We start from the raw sequence: 11494 nt of genomic DNA on the forward strand, positions 1-11494 counted from the left end.
AGTAGGCGACGAGTCGTTCGAAGCCCAAGGCCACCGAATGATCGCCGAGGCGCTCTCGTCCTCCCCTGTCTGACGGAGCGAGGCGGTGAGCCCGTCCGACACCCCGCAACTCAGCACGACAGCGCACAGCGCCAGTTGCTACCAACGCGCGGACAGCGGCAGAAGCGTGCACCTGATCATGGCGAATGCGAGGGCCGGGCATCATCTTCGTATGGCAACGGACGAATCTCGAATCATCCTCGTCGACGATCTACGCTCATTCGTTGACGGCCGCAGCGCGGACGTGGCCCGTACCAGTGCAGCCGGGGTGGAACTTCTCGTGCGTTGCCGCGATCAGCGGCTGGACGAGCTGTGGCTTGACCATAACCTTGGCGAGGACGACACGATCTGGCCGGTCGTCGAGGTCCTGGAACGCGCTGCCTTCGACGGCCGACCGCTCGACGTCGGCGTCATCAACATCCACTCCGCCAACCCAGTCGGTGCCACCAAGATGGCCCAAGCTCTCCGGCGTTGGGCTACCGCGTCCGCATTGCGTCGGGCTCGGCGGACGTCGCCTACCTCGACAGCCCCACCGCGACGGAGTGACCACCGACCGCACGGCGCCCAAGAGGCTTCGTCAAACAAGCGCCTCGCGGCAGATCCGTGCATCGGAATGCTGCGGTGGCGGACGACGCACCCGCACTGCGATCCCGTAGGTTCGCAGGGATGGGAGGCGAGAAAATCACGGTGCGACCGGCGGTTCTGGCCGACGTCGGGTCGCTCGTACGGATGCGTAAGTCAAACGCTAAGGCGCATCTCGTCCTAGATCCGCAGGTCTACCGCATACCGGAGACGGAAGCGGTGGTGCGCCACTTCTCGGCGGTGCTGACCGAGGACACGACACGGCATGCCGTGTTGGTCGCGGAGGTCGCCGGCCGGCTGGTCGGCATGGTCGAGGTGGTACGCAACCCGGACCCGCCGGACCATCAGATCCTGCGGCCTGAGCCCTCGGCGCAGATCCACACGGTGGTAACGGATGAGGCGCGGAACCAAGGGATCGGTTCGGCGTTGCTCGAGGCGGCGGAGGACTGGGCTGCGGCCCAAGGGATTGGCTATCTGTCCGCCGGGATCCATCACCGGAACGCTGACGCCGTGCGGTTCTATGGCCGGCACGGGTATGCCGATTCCGGTCGACTCTTGGGTAGGAGGGTCACTGCGTGACGCACCCTCATCGGCACATCGGCACGACCGGACGCCAGCACCGGCGCCGACGTCACCTTCGGTCACGAGCGCCACGCGGCAGATGAGTGCGCGTCGGAGTCGCGGGCGCCTCATCGGACCGAGTCTCGCGGCTTTGGTTCGCCGCCGCTACCGTGCTTGCCGTGGGCGTGCTCGTTGATTACTTCGCGGCGTCGAGCGTGGAGCTGGACCGTGTCGATCTTTCGGCGGGGCCGGCGGGCATTGGCTGGCCGTATGTGGACTGCAAGGGGTGGATCGATGGGCTGGCCGGTCGGGTCGCAGAGTTGACTGGCCGGGATCCCAGCGAGTTCGGTGACGATGTCGTGATCTCCGCCGAAGCTGACGGGCCGTGGCTGACGCGGGTGCGGCCGGAGGTCGCCCTGGCGTTGGCTAGCGCGTCCGACGAACGGTTGGCGGAGTACGCCGAGGATGAGCTTCTGGACGAGCACGAAGCCGATCGGTATGTCCAGCTGCGGGATCTGGCACGGTCGGCAGCGGCCGACGGTCGTGACCTTTACTGCTGGTCGTCGGTGTAGCTGACGAGCATCCAGAAGATCTGGTCGCGAACGTCCGGTGGCAGCCGCCGGCTGACCCAGTTCCGAGACACCAGGGCGTGCCCGTCGTTGTACTTGATCGCCCAGTCGGCCCCGAATCGCAGGGACCACGCCGCCTTGGTCTTGATCTCGTCGTCCGGCCAGTCGGCCATGGCGGCCAGCGTGGCCGCCACGCGCTGGTCAATCCGGTCCAGGACGGCGTAGTCGGGCAGGCCTGGAAATCTCTGGGCGTCGAGATCGATGTGCTGGAACGCGACACCGAGCAGTTCCGCGCCGGTGAAGTCGTTACCTCTGAAGGCGTTGCGGTCTCGACCGAGCGCCGCGGTGTGCTCAGTGGGCGTACCCCAGAAGTTGACGTCCTGAATCTTGCCGCGGAAGGCGCACTCGACGAACTGTGCCTTGTGCGTAGAGGTCAAGTCGCGCAGGCGGGCGCCGTCAAAGGTGCAGCGCTCAAACCGGGCGTTGCCGAAGTAGGCCTGCGGAGGTATCCGGGTGCGAGCGAAGACGCACTCCCGGAACACCGTCTCCGGCCAGCTCAGTTCGTCCCACCGCTCGCCGCCATAGCCGGTAGCGCCGAACAAGACGTGGTCGAACGTGGTCCGGGAGAAGTCGCAGCGCTCGAACACCGAGTCGTGCGCCAGGAAGCTGGAAAACCTCAGCCCGGAAAAGCCGACATCAACCATCCGCGCGCGAGCAAAGCTGACATCGAGGTTGCCATCCGCTACCTCGAAACGCCCGCCGTTCAGCTCGCCCCGGGCCAGCAAGTACCGGCGCAGACCCATCTGCGCCGCCTCTATTCGGAACGTTCCGCTCACGCCACGCCGCCTCGCAACCACCTGCCGGCCGAGCACCATACCGCGATGACGGCAGTCTGCGTCTACGGGGACTCCATGAACACACTCATCTCGGCATGTGCGGACGCCGCACACCTGACAAGCGCGAGCCAGCATTGCTGACGCCTTCGGGCTCGCCGAAGAGGTCACGACCCAGGAAGCGTTGGTCATGACGTTGCGGGTCGGATCGAGTTGCAGGTGCCGGACCAGCAACGGCTTCGGCGGAGCGGGACAGAGCGCTAGGTATCGATGTCCAGTAACCCTGCCGCTGTGACGCCAGTCGACCCGGAATCGGCGGTGCCAGCCATCTTTGTAGCAGCGGCACCTGACCAACTCGGTCCCCACGGGCAGGTCAATCGCTCCGGAGCGGACATCGTTGCTGCTCAGCGGCCTCAACGGGACAGGGCCGGGTGAACTCTTCGCGACGGTGACCAATTCGCCGGCGGCCGAATCACGGCAGGATGAGTACGAGGACTCACCCTGCTACCGCAGCCAGCCGGCATGCTCGTGGCCATGGCTTTTCTTCGCCGGATCAGGCTGACGACGGTCGTGATTCTGGCGTTTGCGTTGGCCGCATGCGGATCAGATGCCCCCACGCGGGAGGAGGCCAGCCGGGAGGCGAACTCGGCGGCGGCCAGGCGGGCGAGCGCGTCGTCGGCTGAGCAGGTCGACGTGGTGCTCTCCGCCGTCACCGGGAAAGCGTCTGCGCTGAGGCCGGTTGCGACGACAACACGTGACATCTGCCATGCCGGCGACACGAACGGCCTGTGGGGGCATGACACCTACCGTCTGAGGTGCGGGCGAGGCGAGACCCAGTACCTCGGGGCCGACGGCGACCTGCTCGATGTTCTGCGCCAGGTGGACACGAGTGCGAAAGCTGTGGGGTTGATTCCGGTCACCGGCTCGGCAGTTGAGGATGTTGAACGGTATTACGCGGCCGACGGCAAGACCGAAGACGGGTTGTTCATGTCGTGGCCGACTTTGGGCTACCTCGTTCCCGGGCAGGACTGGACGCTACAGGTTGGCTGGTCCCAGGTCACAGGCCCGAACAGCCAACCAGGCCTGCTGGACAACCAACCCGTGCCCGAACTCACCTGGCCGACTGTGTTCGTTGAATCTCAACCGGTCGACCTCCGCGCGCTGCGGGACGGCCCGCTGCGAAAGCGCCGGTATCTGATTTCCATCTCGTCCGGAACCACGTACTACGAAATCCCGTGGCCTGCCTGACGCTGGCGACAGTGGTGCCCGCATCCGTGCGGTGCCCGTGGGACCGGTCGCCCTGGCCGGGGTGGGCCAGGGCGACCGGTCTTGCCGGGGCGGGCGTCGGCCTGCGATCAGGCGACGAGGACGACCTTGCCGCCGGCGTGGCCGCTGTCGCTGAGCCGGTGCGCCTCGGCGGCCTGGGAGAACGGGTAGATCGCCGCGACGGTCGTGCTCACCTCGCCTCGGACCAGCTGGTCGGCGAAGGCGGCGAGATCGCTGGCAGAGCGCTGGTCCGGGCCGGTGGCGAAGGCGACGCCGAGGCGGTGCGCGTCGGGGTCGGCGAGGGTGATGATGCGGTCGGTGCCGCCGCGTAGCTCGATCGAGTCGGGCAGGGCGCCCTTGCCGGCGGTGTCGAGCACCGCGTCGACGCCGTTGGGGGCGAGGGCGCGTACCCGGTCGACCAGTCCGGGGCCGTAGACGGTCGGGACGGCGCCGAGGGCGCGTACGCGATCCTGGTTCTTCTCGCTGGCGGTGCCGATCACCGTGACGCCGCGGGAGACGGCGACCTGCACGGCGACCTGGCCCACGGTGCCGCTGGCGCCGTGCACGAGCAGGGTCTCCCCGGACGTGACCTTGAGCTGGTGGAGGACGCGGTTGGTGGTCTCGACCGCTACCGGCAGGGTCACCGCCGCCGGGAAATCCAGGCCGTCGGGGAGCCGGGCGTACGTGGCGGCGAGGGCGTAGTCGGCGTACGAGCCAGTCGGCGCGTCGGCCCAGCCGAAGACGTGGTCGCCAACGGCGACATCGGTCACCCCGTCGCCGAGCGCGTCCACCACCCCGGCCAGCTCGATGCCGAGTACGGCGGGCAGCGGGGTCGGGAAGAGGGCCTCCATCGCGCCGCTGCGGATCTTGCCGTCGAGGGGGTTGACCCCGGCGGCGCGGACGTGGACCCGAATCTGGCCCGGGCCTGGCTCCGGTAGTGGCACCTCGGCGACGTGCAGCACGTCGGGGCCGCCGAACCTGTCGAATGTGATGGCCTTCATCGCTGTCTCCCTATTCCTGGATGAGAGTGGGGTAGTCGGCGTAGCCGCGGTGGTCGCCGCCGTAGGCCTTGCGGTAGTCGGGGACGTTGAAGGGGCCGCCGGTGCGGAGCCGGTCGGGCAGGTCCGGGTTGGCCAGGAAGAGGGCGCCGAAGGAGACCAGGTCGGCGGCGCCGGTCTCGACGAGCTTGAGCGCCTCCGGCCCGGTGTACGCGCCGGGTGTGTACGGGTTGAGGATCAGCGGGCCTTGCCACCGCTGGCGCAGGTGGCCGGTGAACTCCGTGTCCGGTCCCTCGGCGACGTGCAGGTAGGCGAGGCCGAGCGGGTTGAGCGCGCCGAGCAGCGCCAGGTAGGTCTCCCGGTGACCCTCCTCGACGATGTCGTTGTAGGGGTTGGCGGGGGAGATGCGCAGCCCGACCCGGTCGGCGCCGATCGCGTCGGCGACGGCCCGGGCGACCTCGACAGTGAGCCGGATGCGTCCGGCGACGCTGCCGCCCCACTCGTCGTCGCGCTGGTTGGCGTTGGTGGAGAGGAACTGGTGCAGCAGGTACCCGTTGGCGCCGTGCAACTCCACCCCGTCGAAGCCGGCGGCGACGGCGTTGCGGGCCGCTGCGGCGAAGGCGTCGATGGTCTGCGCGACGCCGGCACGGTCCAGCGGCCGCGGGGTGACGAACTCCTTCGAGCCGTCTCGGGTGAACACCGTGCCGGCCGCCTTCACCGGCGACGGGCCGACCGGCGTCAGCTCCCGCTCGTAGACGCTCGGGTGGCCGATCCGGCCGGTGTGCATGAGCTGCGCGAAGATCAGCCCGCCCCGATCGTGCACCGCCGTGGTCACCGGCCGCCACGCCGCGACCTGCTCGGCGGTGTGCAGTCCCGGGGTGTCCGGGTAGCCCTGCCCGACCGCCGACGGCTGGATGCCCTCGGTGATGATCAGCCCCGCGCCGGCGCGTTGGGCGTAGTAGGTCGCCATCAGCTCCGTCGGGCTGGTTCCGGGCCCGTACGCCCGACTGCGGGTCATCGGGGCCATCACCACCCGGCTGCCGGCCGTGTGGCGGCCGATGGTGACTGGTTCGAATGCTCTCGACATGTTCAACTCCCTCGACGCCAGATTAGCTGTCCTAGACAGGTAAATGGTCTAGGGCGGGCCAGATATTTCTGCAACAGCAGGTGACCGCTGCCACACCTGGCCCGAACAGCTAATCTGGTGGGCATGAGCGCAGAGGATGTGCCGATCGAGCGGCGGCCCGACGCCGCGGCGGGCGGGCCGATCAGCCACGCGATCTTCCGGCTGGCCCGCACCCACCGAATGCTTGCCGGCCAACTGCTCCGCCAGGTCGGGCTTCACCCCGGACAGGAACTGCTGATGATGCGACTGTGGGAGTCAGGGCCGCAGCGTCAGACCGACCTCGCCGACGAGTTCGACACCGACTCGGCCAGCATGACCCGCACCGTGCAGCGCCTCGAACGGGCCGGCTACGTACGCCGTGTCCCCGACCCCGACGACCGCCGCGCCACCCGCGTCGAGCCCACCCCGGCCAGCCTCGTCCTCCGCAAGCAGGTCGAACGCATCTGGAAGGACCTCGAACGCCGTACGGTCGGCGAGATGACCCCGGACGAACAACGGGAAGCGCTCCGCGTCGTGCACCAACTGGAAGACAACCTCACCGCGCACGAGCCGGACCCCGAGCGCAGCGTCAGCCGTTAGCCAACTCGCGCTGCTCCGGGCACACGCGCCTGTGGCGTTTCGGCCGTCGGCGCTCACGGTCGCATGTCGACACCTGGGCCCGCTACGCCCACGACCGCAATACCCTCAACTCGGCATGGCCGCGCACGGTCGACGGCATGTGCGGATGTTCAGCACGACGCTTGATGTGGGTCGTGCTGGCAGGTGCTCGAGTCCGGTGGAGTCGGGCTACGCCACCGGACCGGCCATACGCGACAGGTTCAGGGATGCGGCACCTCCGCCTGAGACGGGAACGCGGCGCGCGGTTGCCCGCCTGCCCACCACAGCCCGATCGCAAGCGCCGCTGTCGCCTCGAGGTACGCCGCCCGCGCCAGCCCGCCGCACGGCGCCGGCGTGCAGCCGATTGAGCTGATCAGGGTCTCCGTCGCCGCGGCTGACGCGGGGTGGTCGGCGCAATAGGGCACTGCCAACGGTACGTTCTCGAAGGTTGGCGGACGCAGGGTCCAGATGCTGACGTGGCAGAGGTTGAACGCCTTGACCACGTGCGCGTCGGGCGCGGCGGCTGCCAGTTGCCGGGCTCCAGACGTGGCACCACCAGCGTCGAGCATCAGCCCCTCGTCAGTCGGTACGAGAGAGTTGGTGCAGTCGATGACCGTCCGTCCGGCGAGGCTCCCAGCGAGGCAGCCCACCAGTTGCGGCGCCTCTGCCGCCGGGACCGCCACGAGGATGGCGTCACCGTGGCGCGCCGCATCCGCGAGGCTGCCATGCCCGGCGGCGCTGATGAGCCCGGCGGTCCGCTCCGCCCGTTCCTGGCTCCGGCCGCCGATCACCACGTCGTGCCCGGCCGCGGTCCATGCACCGCCGAGCGCCGCCGCCATACCGCCCGTCCCGAGAATGCCGATTTTCATCCTGCTGCTCCATTCCTCGCGCTGCGGCGGCTCGGTACCGCCGTGCAGGACGATAGGCAGGGCGATGCACACCGAACGGTGTGCGATACCTCGGGCAGGATGGACACATGGGTGGGCAGGCTGACCAACTCGACGACTACACCTCCGACTGCCGGGCCCGCGTGGCATTCGAGGTGCTCGCCAACCGCTGGGACAGCGTCGTGGTCTTCACAATCGCCGCGTACGGCCCGACGCGTCCGGCAGTGCTCCTCACCCGGATCGGCGGGGTCAGCCCCAAGGTGCTCAACGACGCGCTGCGCCGCCTGGAGTACAACGGCCTGGTGGAACGCCGGCCGTACCAGGAAGCGCCACCCCGCGTGGACTACTCCCTGACAGAAGCGGGCAGCGCACTGCTGGAGCCGATGCGGGCGATGGGTGCCTGGGCCACCAGGTACGCCGATGCGGTTCTTGACGCTCAGGAGCGGTTCGAGGCGCGGGAGAGATTCACTCGTCGCGCTGGAGGCCGGTAGGTGTCGACCGTGCGGCAGGTGCCAGGCGGTCCCTCAGCCGCACCCACAGCCCGGCTGAGCCAGAACGTCCCGCGACTGCCCCCGGAGCTCGTCCACGCCGGGGAAGTCCTTCGCCAGCAAGGCGGGAGGCAGCAATGCGTCCGTCGGGCGACTGCGCGCGATCAGCAAAGCGCCCGCGTCAGCGGCCCCGCAGACACCCGCCACCGATACCAATGCACCGTCGTCACCTGAGCGTGCTCGTGAAGGCGGGGGTGCTGATCGGCACCCGGACTCGGCGCCGAGGGCGACGGGCGGAAGCGCCTCGATCGCGGCCATCCAGGCGTCAAGGCCATGCCCTCGACGGGCGGTGAGCAGGTCGGCGAATTCGCCGATCCGCTCGGCAAGAGCATTCAGCGGCGTGCATATGAAGTGCAGGTCGTCCAGGTGGCTGCGCTGGTGAGCTTCCGGGTTGGGTTGTGAGCCAGGCGACGGGAACGTCCAGTCTGGAGAGAAGGCGATGTAACAAGCACCGGTGTTCCTTGCGCCTGTGTCGGTAGCAGGGGTGGACATCCGCGCCGGCGACGGGTAGCCGGTGGCCATACCGGCGATACCCGGACGAGTTAGGGCGGCCGGCGACGGCGAGCCCGGTGGGGAACTGATGTGCTTGATCTTTCCTCGGTCGCGCGCGAGCGGGCGGTGCTCGCGACCGTTGCCAACGCGATCGTGGCAGCGGCAGCCGGCAGAGGTCTGCAAGTGGCCGTCGCCTGCCCCGACGCGCACTTAGCCCTCGTCGACCACCTAGCACAGGCGCTGCACGCCCGCGGCCGGGCATGCCACTGCCAGATCTCGAAGTCCAACCCGTCAAGCGCCGCCGGCGTCCGTTCACGCGGCGACGAGAATGGTTCGGCCCTTATGGTCCTCACCAGTGGCCCGTCCGGGCAGACCGACGATGTGCAGCGCGTGAATATCCGGGTAACAGGCAACGCCCCACCGGCACTCGGAGGGGCCGTCACCCACCAGCGGGCGGGCGAACCGCATGCTGACGCCGACCATGAGCCGGACATTCTCCTCGACTATCACGACCCGGACGGGCCGACGATCCGCCACATCGCGCCCCACCTGTCGCCGCCACCTGGAACACCTACTTCGTCGACCCCAGCCGCGCCCACTTCGCAGCCGCCCGCGCCTTAATCCCGAGAATGGCCGACGGGGGCAGCTACACCATGATCCTCGGCCTGTCCGCCTACCTCGCCCTGCCCGCGACCAGCCCCAGGGCCATGCGCGGCGGAGCCCTCGGATGCTGCGCAAAACCCTCTCCGCCGAAGGCGGCCAGCAGCGGCGGGTCAACACCCTCGTCTTCGGCCCGTTGCTCAACCGCGCACGGCCGCACGGCGACCCCACCTGGCTCAGCTCCGACCACGTCGGATCCTTCACGCGGGCCCTCGCCACTCTCCCGACCGTGACCGGCCAGGATTTCCAGGTACCGACCCTGACCGACTACGACATGCCGATGAACAGCGCAGGTGGCGAGGGTGAGAACGCCTCATGGATGTCGTCGCGGCGTTTCCATCGGATGCGTAGCCGTTTCATGCCGTGGCACCAGGCCATCGTGCGCTCGACGACCCGCCTGATGGTGCCCAGTCCGGTGCCGTAAGGCTGTCTGCGGTGTGCGATCCGTGGGCGGATGCCCTTGCCCCGCACCGCCTCGCGGTACTTGTCGTGGTCGTAGGCGCGGTCGCCGTACAGCTCTGCCAGCAGCAGCTCGGGCTGGTAGTCGGAATCGCGGAAAGGCCCAGGATTAGCGGATAAGGCCCGATAGGTCCCGCTTCCTACTAAGATGAGGACTGCTCACACAATCCCCACCCACCTCGCTGGGCGCGGCCTGGCGTGACTCGTCGAGCGAGGTGTCGGTGCTCTCCTCATCCGTGACACGCCGATCCGGCGCGCGACCCCTGGTCGCGGTGTGCGTGATCTTCGCCGCCGCGTCGCTGGTCGCGGTGCCGGCCAGTCTCGACCTCGGCTGGGACGAGGTCGTCTATGTGAGCCAGCACGGCAACCATGCGCCGCCGGCGTTCATGAGCGCACCGCGCGCCCGGGGCGTGACCCTGCTGGTGTGGCCGGTAGCGTCCTGGCTCGATTCCACCGTCGTCCTCCGGCTGTTCCTCACCGTCACCGCGGCGGCGTCGCTCGGGCTGGCGTTCTGGGTGTGGTCGCGGGTGTCCCGGCGGCCCGGCACCGCCGCGATCGTCGCCGGGCTGTACGCGAGCCTCTGGACCGCCCTGTTCTACGCGAACGCCGCAATGCCCAACCACTACACGGCGATGGCGGCGGTGGCGGCGGTCGGGTGTTTCCTGCTGGCCGCGGCCGAGCCAGCCCGGCCCGGGGCGTACCTCGGGCTCGTCGCCGCCCTCGCCGTGGCCGCCCTGATGCGTCCGGCCGATGCCTTCTGGCTCGGGCTCCCGCTGCTCGCCGCCACCGCCGCGACGCCCACGTTGCGGCAGTGGCGGCTGGCCGCGGCAGTGGTCGCAGGCCTCGTGCTCGGCGGCGCACCGTGGGCGGTCGAGGCCGAACTGCGCTACGGCGGGCTCCTGGAGCGCATCCGTCAGGCCGGTCACGTGCAGGGCGGCACGAGGCTGCAGTTCTCCCTCGGGCACGCGATCAGCACCCTGGACGGGCCGATCCTGTGCCGCCCGTGCGGCAGCCCCGTGCGGTGGCCGGCGGTGCTGTGGTGGCTGGCGCTGGCGGTGCTGATCCCACTGGCTGTCCGGGCGGCCCACCGGGCGGGTATGGCACGGACGGCATGGCTGCCATTCGTGGTCGCCGCCGCCATGGCCTTCCCCTACCTGTTCCTGATCGGATACTCCGCACCCCGGTTCCTGCTACCGACGTACGCCCTTGCTCTGGCCTGCGCCGCCCCGGGGCTCGCCGCACTGTTCTCCACGGCCGTCGGCCAGCGGCGGCGGGTCGTCGCCGCCGTGGTTGCGCTGGGCTTCGCCGGCCACCTCGCCATCCAGGCCGGAATCCTGCACCACGTCGTGGCGGAACAGGTCCGCGGTCGCGGCGACTGGACCCGCCTCGTCCAGACACTGCGATCGCACGGGGTACGACCGCCGTGCGTGATCTCCGGCCACGAAGCCATCCCGATCGCCTACTACGCCAGGTGCCGGGCGCTGGAAGACCGGGGATACAACCGCAACGCGAACACCGCGCAGCTGCGGCAGGCCGCGGCGACCGGACGCTTCGCCCTGCTGGTCAAGGACTGCGCCCCGCCCGACTGGGCCAAGGACTGGCACCGGATCCCGGTGCGGGACCTCACCACCACTGGGTGGGAGGTGTACCTGCCGCAGCGCCCGCCGGCAACACCGAACTGAGAGCCAGCGGTAGCGCAACTCCAGACCTCAAACAGTTAGAGCCTGGTAAATAAGGGTTTCAGGTGTGCTGGTGGCGGGCGAGGCGGCGGGTCATGACGATGATCATGGCCCATTGGACCATCGCGGCGTGGTGGTCGGGTAGCCGTTCGTAGTCTCGGACCGTGCGTCGGCACCGGTTGATCCAGGAGAACGTGC

The 11494-nt window shown here is 69.2% G+C and carries 13 protein-coding genes and 1 pseudogene; 10 read left to right on the forward strand and 4 right to left on the reverse strand.

Annotated features, from left to right (window positions below; genetic code table 11):
* The first annotated feature begins 211 nt into the window (after positions 1-211).
* From NCC78_RS19435 to NCC78_RS19445, 3 genes and pseudogenes are all read left to right on the forward strand, one after another.
* Positions 212-585, forward strand: a pseudogene (locus NCC78_RS19435) (cyclic-phosphate processing receiver domain-containing protein).
* Positions 586-705: 120 nt separating this feature from the next.
* Positions 706-1200, forward strand: coding sequence for a GNAT family N-acetyltransferase (locus NCC78_RS19440; protein ID WP_250796097.1), 495 nt, complete (start codon positions 706-708; stop codon positions 1198-1200).
* 161 nt (positions 1201-1361) lie between these two features.
* The gene (locus tag NCC78_RS19445; RefSeq protein ID WP_250796098.1) at positions 1362-1754 is read left to right on the forward strand and encodes a hypothetical protein; all 393 of its coding nucleotides are present in this window, start codon (positions 1362-1364) and stop codon (positions 1752-1754) included.
* On the opposite strand, the gene NCC78_RS19450 is transcribed toward NCC78_RS19445, so the two are convergent.
* A complete protein-coding gene (locus tag NCC78_RS19450; protein WP_250796100.1) occupies positions 1733-2587 on the reverse strand; it encodes a pentapeptide repeat-containing protein in 855 nt (284 codons plus the stop codon). The genes NCC78_RS19445 and NCC78_RS19450 overlap by 22 nt on opposite strands.
* Positions 2588-3118: 531 nt before the next feature.
* Between NCC78_RS19450 and NCC78_RS19455 the strand changes: the two genes are divergently transcribed.
* Positions 3119-3832, forward strand: coding sequence for a hypothetical protein (locus NCC78_RS19455; RefSeq protein ID WP_250796101.1), 714 nt, complete (start codon positions 3119-3121; stop codon positions 3830-3832).
* Positions 3833-3939: 107 nt separating this feature from the next.
* Here NCC78_RS19455 and NCC78_RS19460 read toward each other — a convergent pair whose 3' ends face one another.
* Both NCC78_RS19460 and NCC78_RS19465 read right to left on the reverse strand, forming a co-directional pair.
* The gene (locus NCC78_RS19460; protein ID WP_250796102.1) at positions 3940-4851 is read right to left on the reverse strand and encodes an NADP-dependent oxidoreductase; all 912 of its coding nucleotides are present in this window, start codon (positions 4849-4851) and stop codon (positions 3940-3942) included.
* 10 nt (positions 4852-4861) lie between these two features.
* Positions 4862-5935: an alkene reductase gene (locus NCC78_RS19465; protein ID WP_250796103.1), complete on the reverse strand. Its 1074-nt coding sequence runs from the start codon at positions 5933-5935 to the stop codon at positions 4862-4864.
* Positions 5936-6058: 123 nt separating this feature from the next.
* Here NCC78_RS19465 and NCC78_RS19470 point away from each other — a divergent pair, with 123 nt between their 5' ends.
* Complete coding sequence (locus tag NCC78_RS19470; RefSeq protein ID WP_250796104.1) at positions 6059-6553, forward strand: MarR family winged helix-turn-helix transcriptional regulator; 495 nt, start codon at positions 6059-6061, stop codon at positions 6551-6553.
* Between the two features lie 239 nt (positions 6554-6792).
* Here the strand turns inward: NCC78_RS19470 and NCC78_RS19475 are convergent, their stop codons facing one another.
* Positions 6793-7512 (reverse strand): NADPH-dependent F420 reductase, encoded by a 720-nt coding sequence (locus NCC78_RS19475; protein WP_250796105.1) that lies wholly within the window; start codon positions 7510-7512, stop codon positions 6793-6795.
* Positions 7513-7547: 35 nt separating this feature from the next.
* On the opposite strand from NCC78_RS19475, the gene NCC78_RS19480 reads away from it, so the two are divergent.
* From NCC78_RS19480 to NCC78_RS19495, 5 genes are all read left to right on the forward strand, one after another.
* Positions 7548-7949, forward strand: coding sequence for a winged helix-turn-helix transcriptional regulator (locus NCC78_RS19480; RefSeq protein WP_250796106.1), 402 nt, complete (start codon positions 7548-7550; stop codon positions 7947-7949).
* A gap of 330 nt (positions 7950-8279) precedes the next feature.
* Positions 8280-8408: a hypothetical protein gene (locus NCC78_RS32090; protein WP_284706327.1), complete on the forward strand. Its 129-nt coding sequence runs from the start codon at positions 8280-8282 to the stop codon at positions 8406-8408.
* Between the two features lie 180 nt (positions 8409-8588).
* A complete protein-coding gene (locus tag NCC78_RS19485) occupies positions 8589-9119 on the forward strand; it encodes a hypothetical protein (RefSeq protein WP_250796107.1) in 531 nt (176 codons plus the stop codon).
* Positions 9120-9225: 106 nt separating this feature from the next.
* Entirely contained in the window at positions 9226-9582 is a 357-nt protein-coding gene (locus NCC78_RS19490; protein WP_250796108.1) for a hypothetical protein, read from the forward strand.
* 271 nt (positions 9583-9853) lie between these two features.
* Entirely contained in the window at positions 9854-11299 is a 1446-nt protein-coding gene (locus tag NCC78_RS19495) for a glycosyltransferase family protein (protein ID WP_250796109.1), read from the forward strand.
* Positions 11300-11494: the final 195 nt, after the last annotated feature.

It is taken from the genome of Micromonospora phytophila (genome assembly GCF_023656545.1).
GTDB classification, from domain to species: domain Bacteria; phylum Actinomycetota; class Actinomycetes; order Mycobacteriales; family Micromonosporaceae; genus Micromonospora; species Micromonospora phytophila.